This window comes from Stenotrophomonas maltophilia, from assembly GCF_006974125.1.
Lineage (GTDB): Bacteria > Pseudomonadota > Gammaproteobacteria > Xanthomonadales > Xanthomonadaceae > Stenotrophomonas > Stenotrophomonas maltophilia_O.
On record NZ_CP037858.1, the window covers coordinates 1445714 to 1467840 of the forward strand.

18 protein-coding genes are annotated in these 22127 nt (G+C 67.1%); 7 read left to right on the plus strand and 11 right to left on the minus strand.

Annotated features, from left to right (window positions below; translation table 11 throughout):
• Window positions 1–129: 129 nt before the first annotated feature.
• Entirely contained in the window at window positions 130–951 is an 822-nt protein-coding gene (locus EZ304_RS06620) for a DUF3014 domain-containing protein (RefSeq protein ID WP_142806613.1), read from the minus strand.
• Window positions 952–1121: 170 nt separating this feature from the next.
• Between EZ304_RS06620 and EZ304_RS06625 the strand changes: the two genes are divergently transcribed.
• On the plus strand, window positions 1122–1832 hold the full coding sequence (locus EZ304_RS06625; protein ID WP_142806614.1) for a glutathione S-transferase: 711 nt from the start codon (window positions 1122–1124) through the stop codon (window positions 1830–1832).
• Window positions 1833–1911: 79 nt separating this feature from the next.
• Here the strand turns inward: EZ304_RS06625 and EZ304_RS06630 are convergent, their stop codons facing one another.
• The 4 genes from EZ304_RS06630 to EZ304_RS06650 form a co-directional block, all read right to left on the minus strand.
• Complete coding sequence (locus tag EZ304_RS06630; protein WP_099551283.1) at window positions 1912–3516, minus strand: hypothetical protein; 1605 nt, start codon at window positions 3514–3516, stop codon at window positions 1912–1914.
• Window positions 3517–4206: 690 nt separating this feature from the next.
• Window positions 4207–5925, minus strand: a complete 1719-nt coding sequence (locus EZ304_RS06640) for a thiamine pyrophosphate-dependent enzyme (RefSeq protein ID WP_142806615.1) — start codon at window positions 5923–5925, stop codon at window positions 4207–4209.
• 128 nt (window positions 5926–6053) lie between these two features.
• Window positions 6054–6911 (minus strand): XAC2610-related protein, encoded by an 858-nt coding sequence (locus EZ304_RS06645; RefSeq protein WP_142806616.1) that lies wholly within the window; start codon window positions 6909–6911, stop codon window positions 6054–6056.
• 36 nt (window positions 6912–6947) lie between these two features.
• Window positions 6948–7430 carry a DUF3574 domain-containing protein gene (locus tag EZ304_RS06650; protein ID WP_010481551.1) on the minus strand — a complete coding sequence of 161 codons (483 nt, stop codon included), beginning with the start codon at window positions 7428–7430 and terminating at the stop codon, window positions 6948–6950.
• A gap of 214 nt (window positions 7431–7644) precedes the next feature.
• Between EZ304_RS06650 and EZ304_RS06655 the strand changes: the two genes are divergently transcribed.
• From EZ304_RS06655 to otsA, 4 genes are all read left to right on the plus strand, one after another.
• Window positions 7645–10080 (plus strand): TonB-dependent receptor plug domain-containing protein, encoded by a 2436-nt coding sequence (locus EZ304_RS06655; protein WP_142806617.1) that lies wholly within the window; start codon window positions 7645–7647, stop codon window positions 10078–10080.
• A gap of 175 nt (window positions 10081–10255) precedes the next feature.
• Window positions 10256–11014 carry a trehalose-phosphatase gene (gene otsB, locus EZ304_RS06660; RefSeq protein ID WP_142806618.1) on the plus strand — a complete coding sequence of 253 codons (759 nt, stop codon included), beginning with the start codon at window positions 10256–10258 and terminating at the stop codon, window positions 11012–11014.
• A gap of 40 nt (window positions 11015–11054) precedes the next feature.
• Window positions 11055–12836 carry a glycoside hydrolase family 15 protein gene (locus EZ304_RS06665; protein ID WP_099553805.1) on the plus strand — a complete coding sequence of 594 codons (1782 nt, stop codon included), beginning with the start codon at window positions 11055–11057 and terminating at the stop codon, window positions 12834–12836.
• Window positions 12833–14197, plus strand: coding sequence for an alpha,alpha-trehalose-phosphate synthase (UDP-forming) (gene otsA / locus EZ304_RS06670; RefSeq protein ID WP_142806619.1), 1365 nt, complete (start codon window positions 12833–12835; stop codon window positions 14195–14197). Before EZ304_RS06665 ends, otsA begins: the two co-directional genes overlap by 4 nt.
• Window positions 14198–14268: 71 nt before the next feature.
• On the opposite strand, the gene EZ304_RS06675 is transcribed toward otsA, so the two are convergent.
• The 4 genes from EZ304_RS06675 to rluD are packed head-to-tail and all read right to left on the minus strand — an operon-like array spanning window position 14269 to window position 16967.
• Window positions 14269–14706, minus strand: a complete 438-nt coding sequence (locus EZ304_RS06675; RefSeq protein WP_099553718.1) for a thiol-disulfide oxidoreductase DCC family protein — start codon at window positions 14704–14706, stop codon at window positions 14269–14271.
• Window positions 14681–15187 (minus strand): DUF4166 domain-containing protein, encoded by a 507-nt coding sequence (locus EZ304_RS06680; RefSeq protein WP_099553720.1) that lies wholly within the window; start codon window positions 15185–15187, stop codon window positions 14681–14683. The genes EZ304_RS06675 and EZ304_RS06680 overlap by 26 nt, the downstream gene beginning before the upstream one ends.
• A 20-nt stretch (window positions 15188–15207) precedes the next feature.
• Window positions 15208–15978 (minus strand): peptidoglycan editing factor PgeF, encoded by a 771-nt coding sequence (gene pgeF / locus EZ304_RS06685; RefSeq protein ID WP_142806620.1) that lies wholly within the window; start codon window positions 15976–15978, stop codon window positions 15208–15210.
• Window positions 15978–16967, minus strand: a complete 990-nt coding sequence (gene rluD / locus EZ304_RS06690) for a 23S rRNA pseudouridine(1911/1915/1917) synthase RluD (RefSeq protein ID WP_142806621.1) — start codon at window positions 16965–16967, stop codon at window positions 15978–15980. Before rluD ends, pgeF begins: the two co-directional genes overlap by 1 nt.
• A 113-nt stretch (window positions 16968–17080) precedes the next feature.
• Between rluD and EZ304_RS06695 the strand changes: the two genes are divergently transcribed.
• Complete coding sequence (locus EZ304_RS06695; protein WP_024956778.1) at window positions 17081–17968, plus strand: outer membrane protein assembly factor BamD; 888 nt, start codon at window positions 17081–17083, stop codon at window positions 17966–17968.
• A 195-nt stretch (window positions 17969–18163) separates the two neighbouring features.
• Window positions 18164–19354 carry a lipase family protein gene (locus EZ304_RS06700; RefSeq protein ID WP_099553725.1) on the plus strand — a complete coding sequence of 397 codons (1191 nt, stop codon included), beginning with the start codon at window positions 18164–18166 and terminating at the stop codon, window positions 19352–19354.
• Window positions 19355–19427: 73 nt separating this feature from the next.
• Here EZ304_RS06700 and EZ304_RS06705 read toward each other — a convergent pair whose 3' ends face one another.
• Entirely contained in the window at window positions 19428–21062 is a 1635-nt protein-coding gene (locus EZ304_RS06705; protein ID WP_142806622.1) for an NAD+ synthase, read from the minus strand.
• 180 nt (window positions 21063–21242) lie between these two features.
• A complete protein-coding gene (gene sucD, locus EZ304_RS06710) occupies window positions 21243–22118 on the minus strand; it encodes a succinate--CoA ligase subunit alpha (RefSeq protein ID WP_005410793.1) in 876 nt (291 codons plus the stop codon).
• Window positions 22119–22127 lie beyond the last annotated feature (9 nt).

Sequence of the window (22127 nt, forward strand, 5' to 3'; positions counted from 1 at the left end):
ATGCGGCTGCCCCACCCCGTTTCAAGGGTGGCTGCGACTGCACCCCGAGGCCAGTCAGCCTGCGGCCAGCATGCCGGAGCGGGTGTGGTCGGCGCGTTGATCCGGATCAGTCATGCGCGGTGGGCGGGTTCAGCGGCTGATCGCGGTACGGAAAGCGCGCAGCTGCTGCTTGACCGCCCGCGCCTGGGCTGCGTCCATCCGTAGCAGGACCTTCTGGCCGATGGACCGCGACTGCAGGGTCGAATCGACGAAGCGGTAGCGGCCGCGCTCATCGCGTTCCACCAGCGGCGCCTGGGCCAGTTCCGGGGTCTCCAGCAGGTGATCGATCACCGCGACCAGGCGATCATTGAAATATCCGTCGGGTCGGCCCAGGTCCACATAGGCCTGCTGGATCAGCGGATAGAAGCGCTTGTAGGCAGTGGCCGTCGTCGCCGGGGCCAGCGCGGTGAAGGCCTGCACATAGGGCGCATAGCGCGCGGCGTTGCTGGCGGCGATGCGTTCGCCACCCTCGCCGGGCTCGACCTGCAGGCTGCCCGGCAGTGGCCTCGCGGCCAGTGCGGTGGGTGGCACGCTGGGCTTGTCCAGGTTGTCGACCTGGGTGACCAGGCGCTGGATCAGGTGATCTCGCAGCAGCAGGGTCAGTGGGCCCTCGCCCTGGAACAGCTGGCTCAATGCACCCCAGGCCGCGCTATCGCTGTCGGCCAGTTTCGGCAGCGCGGGATCGGCGGCGGCTTCGGTATCCAGCGGATGCCTGATCGGCGGGGGTGCTGGCGCGGGCTCTGCGGCCGCCTGCGGTTGTGGCGGTGCGCTGGTACTGGCAGGGCTTGATTGCACCAGCACCGAAACACCGTCTGCCAGGCTCTTCAGCTGATCGCGGAACAGCCAACCGCCCGCACCACCAATGACTACCACTCCCAACACCCAGGGCCATACCGCCTTTCCACTCTGCATGATGCAGCACCTCGTTTCACACGCATGGAGAAGGTGTGACCCCACCAATTGCAGCCGGTTCCCCGCCTGTTCCGCTGCCGTTCGGGTTGAGACCTGCAGCAAGGCCGCGCTCACACTTGCTTTGCATGCCGCGCGCGAGGCTGTGAGCCTTGTTCTGAGGAGGCACTGCCATGCAGTACGCGTTGTACTACTGGACCGGCATCCAGGGCCGTGGCGAGTTCGTGCGGCTGGCGCTGGAAGATGCAGGTGCCAACTACATCGACATGGCACGGGTGCACGGCGACGCGGTGATGCAGCCGTTCCTGGACGGTAGCAGCGAAGGCGCACAACCATTCGCGCCACCGTTCCTGAAGGCGGGACGACAGGTGATCGCACAGGTCGCGGCCATTCTCGATTTCCTCGGCCCGACGCTGGATCTGGTACCGCAGGCGGCGTCGCGACGGATGCAGGCACTGCAACTGCAGCTGACCATCGCCGACCTGGTAGCCGAGGTGCATGACACCCACCACCCCATTGCGGCCTCGAAGTACTACGAGGAGCAGAAGACCGAGGCCAAGGCGCGTGCAGTCTCGCTGCGCAGCGAACGGTTGCCGAAGTACCTCGGCTACTTCGAGCAGGTGCTGGCGGCCAACGGCGGCCGCCATGCACTGCGCGAGCATTCGTATGTGGATCTGTCGCTGTTCCAGCTGCTGAGCGGGCTGGACTACATGTTCCCGCGCCGCATGCAGGCACTGGCACCGACCCTGCCCCTGCTGCGCGCGCTGCAGGAGCGGGTGGCGAAGCGGCCGAACATCGCCGCCTACCTGGCCTCGGAACGGCGGTTGCCGTTCAACACCCATGGCATCTTCCGCCACTACCCGGAACTGGATGGAGAGCGGTAGTGCCGGCCGCTGACCGGCAACCACACGATACGTCTACAGCCCACCGCGTTGCCGGCCAGCGGCCGGCACCACCGTGGGGTCAGCTGTTTTCACCCAGCGGCCGCACCGGCTGCTTCTGCAGCGAAAGCAACCCCAGCAGCAACGCCAATGCCACGTAGGCCCCCGCGAACTGCCAGCTGATGGTGCGCGCCAACCCTTCCAGGTCCCACGGCAGGTAGATGCCGCCGCGCGGGTCCACCGAGTGGATCAGGCCGAACAGGGTCAGCACCGCCGCCACCAGCAGGAAACCGCAGGCGCGGCGCAGGCGCCCATCGACCATTGCCGCCACCGCCGAGATCCACAGCATCGAGGTGATGATGAAGCCATTGCCGAGGGTGAAGATCACCGCCAGCTCCGGCAGGCCATGCCCGTCGAGCTTGGTCAGCAGCTGCGGCAGCTGGTCCGGCGCGATCCAGCCAGGTGCCTTGATCGCCAGCAGATAGGCCACCGACGGCAGGAAGCCGAACACCATCGCACCGGTATGGTGGCGCGGCGTGGCCTGGAAGGCCTGGGTGGTGATGTCGATGGCCACGTACACGATGATCGGTGCCAGCACCGCCAGCGGCAGCCACTGCACCAGCCCCGAGATGATGCCCAGCATGCCACCGATGCCGACGAACAGGCCGGTCAGCAGCGTATAGCCACTGCGCGCGCCCATGTGCTTGTACGCGGGCTGGCCGATGTACGGCGTGGTCTGCGCAACACCGCCACAGACACCGGCCACCAGCGTCGCCACCGCTTCCACCAGCAGGATGTCACGGGTACGGTAGTCATCACCGGCCGCACGTGCGCTTTCAGAGACGTTGATGCCACCGACCACCATCAGCAGGCCGAACGGCAGCAGCAGCGGCAGGTAGGTCATCGCCGTGGGCAGGCCATCAAGGAAGCCCAGTGTCGGCAGCGGCAGCACCACCTGCGGCGGCACCCACTCCGGCACGTGGAAGCCCGGCGCGCCCAAGCCGGCCAGGCCAAGGCCGTAATACAGCACGGTGCCGAACACGAACGCCAGCAGCACGCCCGGCCCTCGCACCGGCAGCTTGCCCTTGGCGATCAGCACGTACAGCAGCAGGCCCAGCGTGGTGAAGCCGACCAGCGGCGAACGCAGCGTTTCCAGCAACGGCAACAGGCCCATCAGCACCAGCGCGATGCCGGCAATGGAGCCCAGCAGCGCCGCACGCGGCAGCGCACGGGTGACCGCTTCGCCGAAGAACGACAGCACGAACTTGAGCACGCCCATGATGACCAGCGCGGCCATGCCCAGCTGCCAGGTGGCGATGCCCGCAGCGTGCGGGTCCATGCCCTGCTGCTTGAACGCGATGAAGGCCGGGCCGAGCACCAGCAGTGCCATGCCGATGCTGGTCGGTGCATCCAGGCCGAGCGGCATGGCGGTGACATCGTCGCGGCCGGTACGCGCGGCCAGCCGGCGCGCCATCAGGGTGTACAGCAGGTTGCCGACCAGCACGCCGAAGGCGGTGCCGGGGAACATGCGGCCGAATACCACGTCGGCGGGGAACTGGAAGATCCCGACCAGCGCCATGGCGATGAAGCCGAGAATGGACAGGTTGTCGACGACCAGGCCGAAGAAACCGTTGAAGTCACCGGCGACGAACCAGCGACGCGGTGCGGCGGAAGCGGGAGCGGACATGGAAGGGGCGGCGGGGGTGGGGACCGCCGATGGTAGGCCCAGCCGGGCCCGGGCGCCAATTCCGTCGTGGAATGATGGGTTCCAGCCAACGGCGGGCCCCTCGTGGCTGGGTTGGTCGCGGACGGCGATTTCCTGGGTTAGGCCGGTCGGGTAGATGGCGCGGGGACGCCGTAAACCCATCCCTGGGGGCTTGGCCGCGGCATCCCTGCCGCGGACACCCCCGCGCCACCTACCCGACCGGCCCCTGACAATTTCCTGCGCGTGCCAGCCACGGAAGAGAATCAAAAGATCAAAAGCAAAGGCAGGCTCTCGTTGTAGCGCCGAGCCCACGCTCGGCCGCTGTACGCGAAGCTTCTTAGCCGAGCATGGCTCGGCTCTACAGAAGATCATTCCGATCATTCTTTCGTTCATCCACGCATGGCGTGGATCCACCGTGTCGACCAAGGTCGACACCCACCAGTGCAATATGCCGTTCCGGCAGATTGCAGGAAACTGTCGAAGGCGGGGTGGGTCCGGATGCGGGGGCGTGAGCGCCATGGATGGCGCGACCGAGCCTACAGGGACGTATTTACGGCGTCCCCCGCAACCGGACCCACCCCGCCTACCCACGGCAAACCTGCTCTTGACCTTGCTTCGGCGGTTGCCGTGGTTTCGGCGGGTGCAGGGCGCAGCCCTGCATCGACCATCCCCCTACTTCTTCAGGAAGTTGTCCACCAGCAGATGCTTCACGTCGTCGAAGCGGCCGTTCAGCACCGCCTTGGCGGCATACAGCGCCGTACCGGCCACCTGCTTGGCTTCGATCTGCGGCGGCATCACCAGCTCGGCGCGGCTGGTATGCACGTCCAGCAACGCCGGGCCGCGCTGCGCCAGGAAATCCTGTACCGCTTCCTCCAGATCCTCGCTGCGGGTCACGGTGCGGCCGTGGAAGCCGATCACTTCGGCAAGGCGGCCAAAATCCGGGTTCTTCAGGTCGGTGTAGTTGTCCAACAAGCCTTCCACCTTCTGCTCCAGCTCGACGAAGTTCAGCGAGCCGTTGTTGAACACCACCACCTTGATCGGCAGGTTCTCCTGTACCGCGGTCAACAGGTCGCCCAGCAGCATCGCCAGGCCACCATCGCCGGACAGCGAGATCACCTGCCGGCCCGGGAACGCTTTCTGCAGGCCCAGTGCCTGCGGCATCGCGTTGGCCATCGTGCCGTGCAGCAGGCTGGTCAGCGTGCGGCGGCGGCCGTTGACGCGGATATGCCGCAGCACCCACACCATCGGCGAGCCGCCGTCGGCGGTGAACAGTGCATCGTCGGTCGCATACTTCGACAGCAATGCGGTCAGGTGCTGCGGATGGATCAGCTCGCCCTCACCGGGCTGCTCTTCCTGCTCGCGCTTCTTCAGCGCCTTGTCGCGACGTTCGATGCACTCGTCCAGGAAACTGCTGTCCTCGCGTGGCGGCAGCATCGGCAGCAGCGCATCCAGCGTCGGTGCGATGTCACCGACCACGCCGAGGTTCACCGGGTGGCGGCGGCCGAGGTGGCTGCCATCGCGGTCGACCTGGATGATCGTCGCCTTGTCCGGGTAGAACTGGCCCCAGGCGAAGTCGGCGCCGAGCAGCAACAGCGTGTCGCATTCCATCAGCGTGTGGAAGCCGGACTCGATGCCGAAGATGCCGGTCATGCCCATGTTGTACGGGTTGTCCGGCTCGACGAAATCCTTGGCGCGCGAGGTGTGCGCGACCGGCGCCTGCAGACGCCGGGCCAGTTCCAGCAGCTGCGCGTGCGCGCCCTGGCAGCCGGCGCCGGCGTAGATGCCGATGCGCTTGCCCTGCCCCAGCAGTTCAGCGATACGCTGCAACTCGGCATCCGACGGGCGCAGCACCGGCTGGGTATAGTGCACCGAGAACGGCACATCGTGCTTCACCTCGGCCTGGCTGATGTCGGCCGGCAGGATCACCACCGCCACGCCACGGCGGCTGATCGCCGCCTGGCAGGCCAGGGTCACCACGCGTCGCGCCTGCTCGGCGCTGTGCACCTGCTCGCAGAACACCGAGCAACTGGCGTACACCGCCTTGAAATCCACTTCCTGCGGGAATTCCATGCCCAGCTCGCTGGTCACCACCTGGCTGGCGATCAGCACCATCGGCGCACGATTGCGGTTGCTCTCGAACACGCCGTTGATGAAATGCAGGCTGCCGGGGCCGCAGGAGCCGGCGCAGGCGGTCAGTTCGCCACTGACCAGGGAATCGGCGCCGGCAGCGAACGCTGCCACTTCTTCATGGCGCACATGCACCCACGCGATCTCGCTGCCATGCATCGCATCGGTCACATGGTTGAGCGTATCGCCCACGATGCCGTAACAACGTCGAACGCCAGCCTGCTGCAGGGCGTCCACCACGATTTCGGCCACGCGCTTGCTCATCGGATACATCCTCGAACGGGGGACGTCCGAGGCTAGACCCGATGAAGTGATGTCTCCGCAAAAAAAGGGGACGGAGGGAATTAAGTCGTATGTGCCACAAACGACTTAATTCCCTCCGTCCCCTTTTCTCAATCGTTGACGTTGATCCAACCTTCCACCGCGCCCTGCTTCGCGTTGCGGTAGCGCAGTTTCACCCAGCCGTCCTGTTCATCCAGCATTTCCACGCGGTCGCCCTGCACCAGATAGCGCTTGGTGCTGGTCGCGCCGGGTCGGTCGAACAGGAACAGGCGTGCTGGCACCACGGTGGCCTGCTGCCCCCGCAACGGCCCATCCGGCGGTGCGCCCAGGCCATCGGCGATCGCGCTCTCCAGCACACGACCGGCAGGATCGTAGGTGCGCCAGACCGCCAGCGGGCCCTGTTCATCGGCCTGTTCCCACTGCAGCGCGGCGTTCACCGTATCGCCCAGCATCAGCACATTCTCGCTGCGGTAAAGGTAGAGCTTTGCGCCTGCGAACCGGTACTGGTCGGCGTACCACATCGGGCCGCTGCGGCAACTGCTGGTGAGGGTGCGGGTGGCAACGTCCACGCTCAACCCCATCAGGTCACCGCAGCTGTCCTTGCCGTGGGTTTCGGCCTGCAGCGCGCGGAACTCCGCGCTGGCCGGATCGAAGCGGTATACCGTCACCGCTTCATTGACCATGCCCACCGAGGCGCGCGCGACCAGTTCCGGATAGCCATCGAAATCGACGTCCTCCAGATCCCACCGCGAATTGCCGTCGGCATCCGCAGCGCCCGCCAGCACCTGGCGCTTGCCCGACGGCGACAGCTGCACCGCGATGCTTCCGTCCTGCTGGGGATCGGCGTGCGCCTGCACGTGAGCGGCCACCTGGAACCGCAGTGTTTCGCCGTCGTCGCCACTTGCCTGCGCCGACGGTGCCAGCAATCCCGTCAGCACCAGGCCCAGCACGCATTCCCTGTGTTTCATCATCGCTCCCTGCGGCACCGCGGCGGCACCTTCAACTCAGAACGATACCTCGACCGGCTGCCGCGACCACAGCACCGATTGATGCTTGGTCTGCTGCTTCCACGCCAGGCGGATCGCTTCGATATCGGCGCGGCGCTGCGGGGTGTCCTCGTGCAGCACCACCAGCACCTTGGTGCGCAGGCGGTTGGGCGCGGCATCGCCGCGGAACAGCCATTGGCCATAGGCATCGAACACGGTCAGGCCATCCGGGAAGCGCGGAGTCACTTCCTTGTCCAGGAACGTGCGCCATTGCGCCTCGCTGATGGTGTCGGCCTGCGGACGGTTGCCGGCGCCCTGCTCTTCGCCCACGCCGAAATACAGCTCGCTGCGCACCCAGCCGTGGCCGGCGGACGGGCGTGCGGCATCGCCCTTCAGTTCGGCAGTAGTGGCCGTGGCATAGGCGCTGGGCGCCTGCGAGGACAGGCTGGCACAGCCGCTGGTGGCCAGCAGCACGGCAAAGACGAGGCCAAGGTGTTTCATCGGTACAGCTCCGGGGAAGGGGGACAGGGCGAGCCGGCAGCGTACAGCGCCACCGGCCCGGCGTGCTGATGCCAGCAAGGCATCAGCTCATGCCGGACCGGCAGGGGCTTGCATCTGCACCGGCCATCACGCGAAGATAATATATCGCTTCATCCGGATGGATGTAAGTGAAATTATCTCCCCCTTCCCCGTCGTCGTTGTTGCTGGAGCCCCCATGTCCGCCCGCCTGCCCGCGTCGCCGCTCGGCCTCGCCATCGCCCTCGCGCTTTCCTCCGCCGCCATCCCGGCCCTGGCCCAGGACGCCACCAACCTGGACACCGTGATCGTCACCGGCACCCGTGCCGCCGACCGCACCGTGCTTGAATCCACCTCGCCGGTGGATGTGCTCACCGCCGAGGACATCCGCAAGGCTGGCGTGGTCAACGGTGAACTGGGCAGCGCGCTGCAGGCGTTGCTGCCGTCGTTCAACTTCCCGCGCCAGTCCAACTCCGGCGGTGCCGACCATGTGCGCGCGGCACAGCTGCGTGGCCTGTCACCGGACCAGGTGCTGGTGCTGGTCAATGGCAAGCGCCGCCACCACACCGCGCTGGTCAACACCGACAGCAAGATCGGCAAGGGCACCACGCCGGTCGATTTCAATTCGATCCCGGTCAGCGCGATCAAGCGCATCGAAGTGCTGCGCGACGGCGCCGGCGCGCTGTACGGATCGGACGCCGTGGCCGGCGTGATCAACGTGATCCTCGACAACGGCGGCGACGGTGGCGAGATCGAGGCCAGCTACGGCGCCAACCACACCGACCTCAAGCCGATCGGCCGCACCCTCACCGACGGCCAGACCGGCAACATCAGCGCCAAGGTCGGCACCTCGCTGGGCGAGGACGGCGGCTTCCTGCGCGTCGGCCTGGAATACAAGCACCGCAACGGCACCAACCGCGCCGGCTTCGACCAGATTCCGCCGTGGGACCAGACCCCAGGCAACCTGGCACTGCAGGGCAAGCGCAACTACGTGCTGGGCGATGGCAAGAGCAAGGACATCAACCTGTGGCTGAACACCGAGATCCCGGTCGGCCAGACCTCGACGTTCTACGCGTTCGGTACCTTCAACCAGCGTGACACCGAGGGTGCGAACTACTTCCGCTACCCCGACGGCGACGCCAACTGGAAGCAGGTCTATCCGAACGGTTACCGGCCGATCTCCGAAGGCGAGAACCGCGACGTGCAGGCCGTGGCCGGGGTGCGCGGCCAGTGGGGCGAATGGAGCTACGACGGCAGCCTGGATTACGGCCAGAACGACTTCACCTACCGCCTGCGTGATTCGCTCAACGCGTCGCTGGGCCCGACCAGCCCGACCCGTTTCAAGACCGCCGATTACGAGTATGCACAGACCGTGGGCAACTTCGACCTGAGCCGCGTGTTCACCCAGAGCGAGAGCATCAGCCACACTCTGGGCCTGGGCGTGGAAGCGCGCCACGAGCGCTACCAGACCCGTCCCGGTGACCCGGCCAGCTACGCCGCCGGCCCGTTCACCGACCGCCCGACCGGTTCGCAGGCCGGTGGCGGCCTGACCCCACAGGATGCAGCCACCCTGTCGCGCGATGTGGCCAGCGCCTATGCCAGCCTGTCCAGCCAGTTCGGCGAAAAGTTCTCCACCGATCTGGCCGCGCGCTACGAGCACAACGACGATTTCGGCGGTGAACTGACCGGCAAGCTCGGCCTGCGCTACGAATTCACCCCGGCGTTCGCGTTGCGCGGCGCCATCTCCAACAATTTCCGTGCGCCGTCGCTGGCACAGATCGGTTACGAATCCACCTCCACCGGCTACAACGCCGGCGGCCAGCTGGTGCAGGGCCGCCTGCTCTCGGTCAACAATCCGATCGCGCGTGGGCTCGGCGCCCGTGACCTGAAGCCGGAGAAGTCGCTCAACACCTCGCTGGGCTTCACCAGCCGCATCGGCGAGCATTTCGACCTGTCGCTGGACTTCTTCCAGATCGACATCGACGATCGCATCGCGCTGTCCGAGAGCATCACCGGTGATGCGCTGACCGACTACGTGGCCGCCAACTACGGCGTCACCGGCCTGCAGAGCGCCAGCTTCTTCGTCAACGCCGCCGACACCCGCACCCGCGGCGCCGAACTGGTGAGCAACTGGCGCCAGTCGCTTGGCGATGGCCAGCTGCTGCTGACCGGCACCTACGCCTACACCAAGACCACGCTGAAGAACGTGCTGGCCACACCGGCGCAGCTGCGCGCACTGAACCCGGACTACGTGCTGTTCGGCATCGAAGAGACCAACACGCTCACCGATGCCACGCCGCGCACGCGTGGCAGCTTCTCCGCCGCATGGAGCAACGATCACTGGTCGCTGAGCACCCGCGTGAACCGCTACGGCAGTGCCACCCGCGTGTTCAACTTCGGTGACGGCTACATTCCACGCCAGACCTACCAGGCCGAGTGGCAGCTGGATGCGGAAGTGGAGTACCGCATCACCCCGCAGTGGAGCGTGGCCATCGGCGGCCAGAACCTGACCGACAACTACCCGGATCGATCCAACAGCGATATCCACTACTTCGGCAACCTGCCGTATGACGTGCTGTCGCCGATCGGCAGCAACGGCGCGTACTACTACGGTCGCGTCCGCTATACGTTCTGATCGCTCCGGGTAGGTACGGACCGTTGGTCCGCACGACACGGTAGTGCCGGCCGCTGGCCGGCAACCTCGGGGTGCATCCATGGACCATGAGGTTGCCGGCCAGCGGCCGGCACTGCCCTGATTCGTAGCCTGCCCTCGACCCCACGTACACGCCCACGCTGGCAAGCTGGGCGTCATGGCTGAACCGCTCCCCCTGCGTCCGCCACCGCCCTTGCTGGACGACGCCTGTGCGTTGTTCCTCGATGTCGATGGCACCCTGATCGAATTTGCTGCACGCCCGGATGCCGTGCAGCTGCTGCCGGATGTGCGTGAAGCCATCGGCCGCATCAGCGACCGCCTGGAAGGTGCCGTGGCACTGGTCAGTGGTCGCCCGCTTGAGCAGCTGGACAAGCTGTTCGCCCCCCTGCAACTGCCTGCCGCCGGCCTTCACGGCCACGAACTGCGTGGCCAGGATGGTCGCGTACTGCGCGACGAGCACGACGACGACACCGCCGAATGGCTGCACGCGCTGCACCAGCAGGCAATGCGCTTCGCCCATGGCCATCCGGGCGTGCTGGTGGAGGACAAGGGCGTCGGTCTGGCCCTGCACTGGCGCGGTGCGCCGCACGCCGCCAGCGATGTCCGCGCGTTCGCCGACCGGCACGTGCGCGGGCGTACCAGCTATCGCCTGCAACCCGGCGACCATGTCGTCGAGTTCGTCCCCGTAGGCACCGACAAGGGCCGCGCAGTGCGGAGGATGATGCAGTACCTGCCCTTCCGCGGCCGCCTGCCGGTATTCATCGGCGATGACCTCACCGATGAATTCGGCTTCGATGCTGCCAACGGCCAGCATGGCTGGAGCGTACTGGTGGGCGAGCGGGAACCCAGCGCGGCGGTGTTCGCACTGCCCGACATACGCAGCGTGCACGCCTGGCTGCGTGAGAATGCCTATTGACCCGGCCACCCCCACGGCCGCAACCGAGATGTACCGCGTGATGACCCAACCCGATCTTGATCTGGGCGTGGTCGGCAACGGCAGCTTCGGCGCCCTGGTCGACAAACATGCCCGCGTTGTCTGGAGCTGCCTGCCCACCTTCGACGGCGACCCCACCTTCTGCGCCCTGCTCGGCCCCAACCAGCAGACCGGCGGCGACTTCGCCATCGAGCTGGAGGACTTTGCCGACAGCGAGCAGGAGTACCTCACCAACACCGCGATCCTGCGCACCGTGCTGCGTGACACGCATGGCGGCGCACTGGAAATCCTCGATTTCGCCCCCCGCTGGCGCCAGAACGATCGCTTCTACCGCCCGGTCAGCCTGATCCGCCAGGTCCGCCCACTGGCCGGCAGCCCACGCATCACCGTGCGTGCGCGACCGCTGGCCGACTGGGGGGCGCGCGTGCCGGAATCCACCTGGGGCAGCAACCACGTGCGCTGGATCCTGCCCGAGCACGTGCTGCGGCTGACCACCGACGTACCGGTGCGCTTCGTGCGCGATGGTCTGCCGTTCGTGCTCAACCATCCCATCCACCTGATCCTTGGCGTGGACGAATCGCTCAACCGCTCCATCAGCGGCTACGTGCAGGAAGCCTTCCAGCGCACCCGCGATTACTGGCGTGAGTGGGTGCGCTACCTGTCCATTCCGCTGGAATGGCAGGACGCGGTGATCCGCAGTGCGATCACCCTGAAGTTGTGCCAGTACGAGGACAGCGGCGCGATCATTGCGGCAATGACCACCTCCATTCCGGAAGCCCCCGGCAGCGTGCGCAACTGGGACTACCGTTACTGTTGGCTGCGTGATGCGGCGTTCGTGGTGCGTGCGCTGAACCGCCTCGGCGCAACACGCACGATGGAGCAGTTCCTCGGCTACATTTTCAACCTGGCCACTACCGACGGCACGTTGCAGCCGCTGTATGGCATCGGCTTCGAAGCCAAGCTGGACGAAGACGAAGTACCCAGCCTGTCCGGCTATCGCGGCATGGGCCCGGTACGGCGCGGCAACCTGGCCTGGGTGCAGCGCCAGCACGATGTCTACGGCAGCGTGGTGCTGGCGTCCACGCAGCTGTTCTTCGACCGGCGCCTGCAGGACCCGGGCGACGCACACACCTTCGCCCGTCTGGAACCCTTGGGCGAACAGGCGTTCGCCCTGCACGACGTACCCGATGCCGGCCTGTGGGAATTCCGCGGCCGCACCGAAGTGCACACCTACACCAGCGCGATGTGCTGGGCCGCCTGCGACCGCCTGTGCAAGATTGCCGTGCGCCTGAAGCGCGACGACCGCGCACATTACTGGCGCGAACGCGCCGACACCATCCACGCGCGCATCATGGCCGAATCCTGGAGCGAAGAGCTGGGCCACTTCACCGACACCTTCGGCGGCCATCGGCTGGATGCCTCGTTGCTGCTGCTGGCCGACATCGGCTTCATCGACGCGCTGGACGCGCGCTTTGTCGCCACCGTGGATGCCATCGGCCGCGACCTCAAGCATGGCAATTCGCTGTACCGCTACGTTGCACCGGATGACTTCGGCGAACCGGAAACCAGCTTCACCATCTGCACCTTCTGGTACATCGACGCGCTGGCAGCGATCGGGCGCATGGACGAAGCACGCGGGATGTTCGAGCTGCTGCTGAAGCAGCGCAACCACCTGGGCCTGCTGTCGGAGGATCTGGCCTTCGACAGCGGCGAGGCCTGGGGCAATTTCCCGCAGACCTATTCGCACGTCGGCCTGATCACCGCCGCGATGCGCCTGTCGCGGTCCTGGCAGGAGGCATCGTGAGTCGTCTGGTCGTGGTTTCAAACCGCGTGGCCGTGCCGGGCGAGAACCGCGCCGGTGGCCTGGCGGTGGGCCTGCTGGCCGCGTTGAAGGAACGTGGCGGCATGTGGTTCGGCTGGAGCGGCAAGAGCGTGCGCGACGGCAGCGGCACGCTGCACACACAGAAGGACGGCGACATCGAATTCGTCACCCTCGACCTGAGCAAGCGCGAAGTCGATGGTTACTACAACGGCTTCGCCAACCGCACTCTGTGGCCGCTGCTGCACTTCCGCCTGGACCTGGTCGACTACGACCGCGGCACCCGCGAGACCTACCACAAGGTCAACGCGCTGTTCGCCGACAAGCTCGCGCCGCTGCTGCGCGAGGACGACATCGTCTGGATCCACGACTACCACCTGATTCCACTCGGTGCGCTGCTGCGCGAACGGGGCATCGGCTGCCGCATCGGCTTCTTCCTGCACATCCCGATGCCATCGGCCGACCTGCTGCAGGCGATGCCCGACCACCTGCGGCTGTTCTCCGCGCTGTATGCCTATGACCTGGTCGGCTTCCAGACCCAGCGCGACGCCGATCGCTTCCAGACCTACCTGCGCCTGTTTGGCGGTGGCCGCGTGCTCGACAATGGTGAACTGGAAGCGCCAGGTGGACGCCGCTTCCGCGCGGCGGCCTTCCCGATCGGCATCGACACCGAGCTGATCGCACGCCAGGCCGGCACCGCCGCCACCAAGGCCGCCGTAAAGAACCTGCGCAACAGCCTGCGGGACCGCCAGCTGGCGATCGGCGTGGACCGCCTGGACTATTCCAAGGGCCTGCCCGAACGCTTCCTTGGCTTCGAGCGCTATCTGGAGCGCCATCCCGACCAGCGGGGTTCGCTGACCTACCTGCAGATCGCCCCGGTCTCGCGCGGTGATGTGACCGAGTACCGGCAACTGCGCAGCCAACTGGAACAGATCGCCGGCCACATCAACGGTGGCCACGCCGAGCCGGACTGGACACCGCTGCGCTACGTCAACCAGAACTTCACCCACGCCACCCTCACCGGCTTCTACCGGGCGGCGGCAGTGGGACTGGTGACCCCGCTGCGTGATGGCATGAACCTGGTGGCCAAGGAATACGTGGCCTCGCAGGACCCGGAAGATCCCGGCGTCTTGGTGTTGTCGCTGCTGGCCGGCGCCGCCGACGAACTGAAGCAGGCGCTGCTGGTGAACCCGCACGATCTGGACGGCGTGGCCGATGCCATCGCCACGGCCGCGACGATGTCGCTGCGCAGGCGCAAGGAACGCTGGCACGCGATGATGGGGCACCTGCGCACCTACGACATCAACCACTGGCGGCGCAGCTATCTGGACGCTTTGGAAGGCTGAGGAAAAAGGGGACGGAGGGGATTAAGTCGTTTGTGCACAAGCGACTTAATCCCCTCCGTCCCCTTTTTTCTTCAATCCAGGAATCGCGCGGCCTGCTCCGGTGCGGGCAGGTAACAGGCATCATGCCGCCCGAACCAGCGGTAGCGGTTACGCGCCAGCACGCGATACGCCGCGTCCCGCCAGCTGCGCGGCAGCACGCGCAGCACGCCGCTCAGGCGCCAGGCACCGCCCAGCCCCGCCAGTACGCGCAGGATCGCATCGGTATCGGTCCACGCGCCCTGTGCGTCCAGCAGCAGGAACGACGCCGGGTCCTGCGGATCCAGCCCGTGCGCGCGCAGCAGCGCGCCGCCCTGTGTGCCCTGCATTGCGGCGAAGCGGTAGCGCCCCTTGCGGTCGAAACGCAGCAGGAAGCGCACCCATCGATTGCACAGCGCGCACACGCCATCGAACACGATCACTGCGCGGCCGGTCTCGGTGACAACCTCACTGCGGTTCGAGCCAGCCTTCATAGCGGATCAGGGCTCCGGCCCAGGGCAAGGTCACATCGACCAGGAAAGTGTAACGCTGTCCCTGCCAGGCTTCGCGGCAACGCACACCGCCAAACCAGCGCGTCGGCAGCGGCAGCAACCCGAACGCCCAGACCCGCCGCACCGACCAGTCGATGCCGCCGTCGCGGGCCTGCAGGTCGAACGCGAAACGCACCGCACCCAGCTGCTCGTGCAGATGCCCTTCGTGCTCCCACAACCGCGACGCCATCGGCCAGCGTCCGAAGCGTCGCGCCCATTGTTCGCCCTGCCCGTGCGCGCTGAACGCTACCTCGGTCGGCAGCGCGTCGCCGCTCTTCGGCAACCGTGCCACTGCGGCCAGCAGCGGCACCAGCCAATGCCGTCCCCGCACAATCCGCGCCTGCCCTGCATAACGGCAGGGCAACGGCGCGGCATGCAGCGCCTGCACCGGGGCGGCCAGGGTGGCGAAGGCCGGCCCCAGCACCCGTGCGAACAGGGGCGTCCTCAGGGTGCGATCCAGGCCAGCGTCGCCATGCGCCCGGTGCGACGATCGCGCCGGTGCGAGTACAGGTCCGGATCGGCCATGGTCGAGACCGTGCCGCCGTATACCTGCGCCGGGTCCATGCCCGCGGCCTGCAGGCGCTGCCGCGCCAGCGCGAACAGATCCACCTTCCAGTGCCCGGCGCGGGTCGCCACGAAGGCCACCCCGGCAGCCGGATCGTGTCCGACGAAGGCGTGGTAGACCTCTTCACCGATCTCGTAATCGGCCGGCCCGGCAGCCGGCCCCAGCCATGCGCGCAACTGCCCGGGCGTCGTCTGCATGGCGGCCACGGTGGCCTCCAGCATGCCGTCGGCCAGGCCACGCCAGCCGGCATGCGCCGCGCCCACTTCGCTGCCATCGGCGGCGGCGAACACCACCGGCAGGCAGTCGGCGGTCAGGATCGCCAGCACCACGCCGGGCACCGAGGTCACCGCGGCGTCGGCCACCGGCTCGGCGGCACCCGGCACCGGCGGCGCGTTGAAGCGCAGCACGGTGCTGCTGTGTACCTGGCGCAGCCAGTGCGGTGCCGAGGGCAACGCCAGCCCCTGCTGCAGCAGCTGGCGGTTGTGCTCGACGTTGGCCGGGGCATCACCATCGGCCGCGTGCCGGTTGCCCAGGTTGAACTGCGCGAACGGCGCCGGCGAGATGCCCGCGCCATGCCGGCGCGTAATCAGCGCATGAACGCCGGCAGGCGCCGGCCAATCGGCCCAGAGCAGCGGCAGCGCGGCGTCCATTACCAGCGGTCCCGCTCGCGCGCAGCGAAGGCTTCGCTGTCTTCGCGCAGCACCTTCATCAGGTGCAGCATGTCCTCCGGCACCGGCGCGGTGTTGCGCACCGGCTCACCGGTGATCGGGTGCGTGAACTCCAGGGTCTCGGCATGCAGGGCCTGGCGCTTGAAGCCACGCAGCGCGGCCACCAGCTCATCGCTGGCACCCTTGGGAAGCTTCAGCGCACCGCCGTACAGCGGGTCACCGATGATCGGATGGCGCACATGCGCCATGTGCACGCGGATCTGGTGGGTGCGCCCGGTTTCCAGGCGGCACTCCAGCGCGGTGTGCGCACGGAAGCGCTCGCGCAGTCGGTAATGGGTGATCGCCTCCTTGCCGTCCTCGCGCACCGCCATCTTCAGGCGGTCGCGCGGATGGCGGTCGATCGGGGCATCGGCGGTACCGCCGGCCACCAGCGCGCCCATCACGATGGCCAGGTACTGGCGGTGCACGTCGCGCGCGGCCAGCTGCTCGACCAGCGCGGTCTGCGCTTCCAGGGTCTTGGCCACCACCATCACGCCGCTGGTGTCCTTGTCCAGGCGGTGCACGATGCCCGCGCGCGGCAGCACCGCCACCGACGGATCGCGGAACAGCAGGGCATTGACCAGGGTGCCGCTGTGGTTGCCCGCGCCCGGGTGCACCACCAGGCCGACCGGCTTGTTGATCACCAGCAGGTGCTCGTCCTCGAACAGCACGTCCAGCGGGATGTCCTCCGGCTGGGCATCGGTCTGGGTTTCCAGCACCACGTTGAGGGTCACCACCTCGCCGCCGCGCAGCGGATCGCGCGGGCGCACCTGGGCGCCGTCCAGCAGGACCTCACCGGCCTTGATCCACTCGGTCAGGCGCGACCGCGAGTATTCGGGGAACATTTCGGCCACCACGGCGTCGAAACGGCGGCCGGCAGCGGTGTCGGGGACGATGGCCTGGCGGGCCGATTCAGAGGGTTGTTCAGACATGGCAGGGGGCATTCTTTGAAATTTTGGGGTCCCGGCGGCCGGTTTCAGTCGCTGGACAGGACACTAGGCTATCATCGACCCTTCGTATTCCAGCCGCGTCCCGCCTCGACCTCATGATCCGACGCTCCTCCATGCTCTCCGCGCCCGTCCGCCTCACCGCCCTGCTGCTGGTGCTGGTCATCGCCGCCACCGGCTGCCACCGTGGCGCCAAGAAGGGCGATCGCCCCGATGAAGGGACGCCGGTCGAACAGTTGTACGAGAAGAGCCACAAGCTGATGCAGGGTGGCAACTGGAGCGGGGCTGAAACCAGCTTCCGCCGCCTCGTGGCCCAGTATCCGTACGGCCCGTATACCGAACAGGCGATGATCGAAACCGCCTACGCGCAGTACAAGGCCGGCAAGCACGACGATGCGGTGTCCAGCATCGACCGCTTCATCCGTACCTACCCGACCCACCGCAACATCGCGTACCTGTACTACCTGCGCGGCCTGGCCAACTCCAACCGCAGTACGGTTTTCCTGCGCCGCGTATGGTCGTTGGACGCCAGCCGCCGCGACCTGTCCACGCCGCACCAGGCGTATTCGGACTTCAACATCGTGGTCGACCGCTACCCGAACAGCCGCTACGCCGCAGATGCGCGCCAGCGCATGCTGGAGCTGCGTGACGTGTTCGCCCAGCATGAGCTGGACAACGCCCTGTACTACATGCGCCGCGGCGCCTGGGTCTCGGCCGCCGGCCGCGCCAACTACCTGCTGGAAACCTATCCGCAGAGCGCGTTCCAGTACGACGCCGTCGCCGTCCTGGCCGATTCCTACACCCACCTGGGCAACAAGACCCTGGCCGACGACGCCCGCCGCGTCCTGCAGCTGAACCAGCCGGACCACCCGTGGCTGGAAGGCAAGTGGCCGAAGTACCCGTGGATGATCCGCAAGCTGAACCCGTTCGCTGGTGAAAAGTCCGCCAGCACCGGCCAGCGCAACGCGCGACTGGAAAAGAAATAAGAGAGGGCCCCGAAAGGGGCCCTTTCCTTGTTGGCAGATCCACGCCATGCGTGGATGGTTCGCGCGCCCAAGGCAGCCGCGCACTGGCGCTAGGAATACTACGAATTCCCTGCCGTTGCGATGCCGTTCCCAGACCGCACGGGCAACGCCCTCCACACTCCGGCGCACGGCCATTTCCGCCTGTCTGGAGTCCACATGTCCCCATCCGTTTCCCGCGCCCGCCCGTTGCTGGCCGCCTTCGCCAGTGCCCTGCTGGGCCTGTCCACCGCCGCCCAGGCCGCAGAGCCGGGGGAGCTGATCACCGCAGCGCCCTATCGTGCCGCCTGGGTGCCGTCAAAGGCCTCCCAGGCGTATCTGCTCAGCTACCGCACTCCCGATCATCACGGCCGACTGGCGCAGGGCACCGGCCTGCTGTACCTGCCTGCAGGCACGGCACCGACGGGCGGCTGGCCGGTCGTTTCCTGGGCGCATGGCACCCAGGGCATCGCCGATCACTGCGCCCCTTCCCATTCTGGCCCGACCCACGCCGAACGCGATGGGCGCTTCCTGGACACCTTCCTCGCCCAGGGCTATGCCGTCGCCGCGGCCGACTACCAGGGCCTGGGCAGCCCAGGCAGCCACGCCTACCTTCATGTGCGCACCGCCGCACGCAACAGCATCGACATGGTCAAGGCCAGCCACCAGTTCCTGGGCGGTCGTCTTTCACCTCGCTGGGTCTCGGTAGGCTACTCGCAGGGTGGTGCCGCGGCGCTCAGCGCCGGCCACCAGGCTGCCACCTATTCCGGCCCCGGCCTGCAGTACAAGGGCAGCTTCACTGCAGGCACGCCCACGGCCGTGGAGATGACCGCACTGGTGATGCGCCCCGACAGCCGCACCGCCAACCCGGGCGCGGTCAATGCCTACCATGCCTATCTGCTTGATGGATTGCTGCAGGTGGCACCGCAGATCGACCGCGTGCTGAGCGCACAGGGGCGTGCACGCATCGCCCTGGCCCGACAGCACTGCCTGACCGACCTGGCGGCGCAGCTGGAGGGTGCGGTCACCGGCGAGATGTTCAGCGCGCCGTTGACCTCGGTACCGGGCATCTGGGCGCTGTTGCACGACTACCTTGGCGTGCCACGCCAGGGGTTCACCCAACCGCTGATGCTGGCCCACGGCACCCGCGACCAGGATGTGCCCTATCTGACCACCCTGCTGTACGCCGCCGGCCTCGCACTGCGCGGCGAACCGGTAGCGTTCCGCCAGTACCCGGTTGACCACCGTGGCACGCTGGATGCGGCGGCGGCGGATGGCCTGGCGTTTGTGCGAGCCCGGCTGGGGGACAGCCAGTTCGACGAAGCCACCGAAACCGCCACACTCGAACAGCTGATGGGCGACGTCCCGTAGAACCACGCCATGCGGGGATGCACGCTACGTCGGGTTGCCGGCCAGCGGCCGGCACTACCCGCCAACCGCTGCCTCAGCCCTTGTAGCCGTTGCTGATCGGGTAGCGACGTTCGCGGCCGAATGCCCGGCGCGACACCTTCGGGCCGGGCGCGGCCTGGTGCCGCTTCCATTCGCTGATGCGCACCAGGTGCAGCACGCGGTCAACCACGGCCGCGTCGTAACCGGCGGCAACGATCTCCGTGCGCGACTGCTCCTGGTCGATGTAGCGGTACAGGATGCCGTCAAGCACGTCGTAGGCCGGCAGCGAGTCCTGGTCCAGCTGGTTCTCGCGCAGTTCGGCCGACGGCGGGCGGCTGATCACCGCCGGCGGGATCACCGGCGCCCCGCCCACGGTGTTGCGCCACTTGGACAGCCCGAACACCTCGGTCTTGTACAGGTCCTTCAACGGCGCATAGCCACCACACATGTCGCCGTAGATGGTGGCGTAGCCCACCGCGTACTCGCTCTTGTTGCCGGTGGTCAGCAACAGGCCGCCGAACTTGTTGGCCAGTGCCATCAGGATCACGCCACGGCTGCGCGACTGCAGGTTCTCCTCGGTCACGTCCGGGGTGGTGCCCTCGAATATCGGTGCCAGCGATTCCATCAGGCCCTTGAACGCCGGCTCGATCGAGACCGCCTCCAGCTTCACGCCCAGTGCCTGGCATTGCTCGGCGGCCAGGTCGTTGGACAGGCCTGCGGTGTAGCGCGACGGCAGGCGCACCGCGGTGACGTTCTCGGCGCCCATCGCGTCCACCGCCATGGCCAGTACCAGCGCCGAATCGATGCCACCGGAGAGGCCCAGCCACACCTTCCTGAAGCCGTTCTTGCGGCAGTAGTCCTGGATGCCACGGGTGACAGCGCGCCATGCCAGCGCGTCCATGCTCTCGTCGCCATCGTCCATCCACACGTGCGGCATGAAGCGGCGGGTTTCACCGTCGTACTCCACCACCAGCCACTGGTCGACGAAGGCGGCAGCAGCCGGGTGCACGGTACCGTCACCATCGGCCACCACCGAGGCGCCATCGAACACCAGCGCATCCTGGCCACCGACCACGTTGAGGTAGGCGATCGCCGCCCCACTCTCACGGGTGCGTGCAGCCAGCACCGCATCGCGCTGGGCATGCTTGCCCCGCTCGTACGGCGACGCATTCGGCACCACCACCAGCTGCGCGCCGGCGCGCACCGTGTCGGCCAGCGGCTCGGCGAACCACAGGTCCTCGCAGATCAGCAGGCCAACCGGCACGCCATTGACCTCGAACACGCAGCTGCCGCCATCCGGATCGACATCGAAGTAGCGACGCTCGTCGAACACCGCGTAGTTGGGCAGCTCGCGCTTGCGGTAGGTCTGCTCCACCAGGCCATCGCGCAGCACGCTGGCGGCGTTGTAGACCACCGCGCCGGCCGCCTGCGGCCAGCCGACCACCGCGGTGATGCCGCGGCAGGCTGCGGCGATGCGCGTCATTGCCTGCTCGCACTCGTACAGGAAGCCCGGGCGCAGCAGCAGGTCTTCCGGCGGATAGCCGCTCACCGCCAGCTCGGGGAACATCACCAGCTCGGCGCCGTACTCATCGCGCGCCTGGCCGATCATCTCGATGATGCGCTCGGTGTTGCCGGCGACATCGCCGACCGGGAAGTCGAACTGCGCCATCGCGATGCGGATCGAAGCCATGGGGGTCCAGCCTGTGGTTGCAATGCGCCCATTGTAACGCCCGGGTCAGATCCCTTTTGCGAAGCAAAAGGGATCTGACCCCATCCCACACGCAGAAAGGCCGCCCGGAGGCGGCCTTTCTGTTTCAAGCAGCCGGCCAGCGGCCGGCTCTACAGCATCGTCTGCCTGAGGCAGTCGATCTTATTTCACCAGCTTGGCGATGGCAGCGCCCAGGTCGCCCGGCGAACGCACGGTCACAACGCCAGCGGCTTCCATTGCAGCGAACTTGCCTTCTGCAGTGCCCTTGCCGCCCGAGGCGATCGCACCGGCGTGGCCCATGCGCTTGCCGGCCGGAGCCGACGCACCGGCGATGAAGCCGACGACCGGCTTCTTCACGTGGTTCTTGATGTACTCGGCGCCGGCTTCTTCCGCGTCACCGCCGATTTCGCCAACCATGATGATGCCTTCGGTCTGCGGGTCTTCGTTGAACAGCTTCAGGCAGTCGACGAAGTTCAGGCCGTTGATCGGGTCACCACCGATGCCGATGCAGGTGGACTGGCCCAGGCCGACTTCGGTGGTCTGCTTGACCGCTTCATAGGTCAGGGTGCCCGAACGCGACACGATGCCGATCTTGCCCGGCTGGTGGATGTGGCCCGGCATGATGCCGATCTTGCACTCACCCGGGGTGATGACGCCCGGGCAGTTCGGCCCGATCAGCACGGTGTCCGGATGCGAGCGGGTCAGCACGTTCTTGACGCGCAGCATGTCCAGCACCGGGATGCCTTCGGTGATGCAGACGATGACCTTGATGCCGGCAGCAGCGGCTTCCAGGATCGCGTCAGCCGCGTACGGCGGCGGCACGTAGATGACCGAAGCGTTGGCGCCGGTGCTCTGCACGGCGTCGGCAACGGTGTTGAAGACCGGCAGGTCGATATGGGTGGTGCCACCCTTGCCCGGGGTCACGCCGCCGACAACCTGGGTGCCGTACTCGATCATCTGAGTGGCGTGGAAGGTGCCCTGCTGGCCGGTGAAGCCCTGCACGATCACCTTGGTGTTCTTGTTGATCAAAACAGACATTGGAATTCC

Excerpts from the sequence above, each read along its gene's own strand:
- EZ304_RS06620 (WP_142806613.1), bottom strand. The coding sequence starts at position 951 with ATGCAGAGTGGAAAGGCGGTATGGCCCTGGGTGTTGGGAGTGGTAGTC.
- EZ304_RS06625 (WP_142806614.1), top strand. The coding sequence starts at position 1,122 with ATGCAGTACGCGTTGTACTACTGGACCGGCATCCAGGGCCGTGGCGAG.
- EZ304_RS06630 (WP_099551283.1), bottom strand. The coding sequence starts at position 3,516 with ATGTCCGCTCCCGCTTCCGCCGCACCGCGTCGCTGGTTCGTCGCCGGT.
- EZ304_RS06640 (WP_142806615.1), bottom strand. The coding sequence starts at position 5,925 with ATGAGCAAGCGCGTGGCCGAAATCGTGGTGGACGCCCTGCAGCAGGCT.
- EZ304_RS06645 (WP_142806616.1), bottom strand. The coding sequence starts at position 6,911 with ATGAAACACAGGGAATGCGTGCTGGGCCTGGTGCTGACGGGATTGCTG.
- EZ304_RS06650 (WP_010481551.1), bottom strand. The coding sequence starts at position 7,430 with ATGAAACACCTTGGCCTCGTCTTTGCCGTGCTGCTGGCCACCAGCGGC.
- EZ304_RS06655 (WP_142806617.1), top strand. The coding sequence starts at position 7,645 with ATGTCCGCCCGCCTGCCCGCGTCGCCGCTCGGCCTCGCCATCGCCCTC.
- otsB (WP_142806618.1), top strand. The coding sequence starts at position 10,256 with ATGGCTGAACCGCTCCCCCTGCGTCCGCCACCGCCCTTGCTGGACGAC.
- EZ304_RS06665 (WP_099553805.1), top strand. The coding sequence starts at position 11,055 with ATGACCCAACCCGATCTTGATCTGGGCGTGGTCGGCAACGGCAGCTTC.
- EZ304_RS06675 (WP_099553718.1), bottom strand. The coding sequence starts at position 14,706 with ATGAAGGCTGGCTCGAACCGCAGTGAGGTTGTCACCGAGACCGGCCGC.
- pgeF (WP_142806620.1), bottom strand. The coding sequence starts at position 15,978 with ATGGACGCCGCGCTGCCGCTGCTCTGGGCCGATTGGCCGGCGCCTGCC.
- rluD (WP_142806621.1), bottom strand. The coding sequence starts at position 16,967 with ATGTCTGAACAACCCTCTGAATCGGCCCGCCAGGCCATCGTCCCCGAC.
- EZ304_RS06695 (WP_024956778.1), top strand. The coding sequence starts at position 17,081 with ATGATCCGACGCTCCTCCATGCTCTCCGCGCCCGTCCGCCTCACCGCC.
- EZ304_RS06700 (WP_099553725.1), top strand. The coding sequence starts at position 18,164 with ATGTCCCCATCCGTTTCCCGCGCCCGCCCGTTGCTGGCCGCCTTCGCC.
- EZ304_RS06705 (WP_142806622.1), bottom strand. The coding sequence starts at position 21,062 with ATGGCTTCGATCCGCATCGCGATGGCGCAGTTCGACTTCCCGGTCGGC.
- sucD (WP_005410793.1), bottom strand. The coding sequence starts at position 22,118 with ATGTCTGTTTTGATCAACAAGAACACCAAGGTGATCGTGCAGGGCTTC.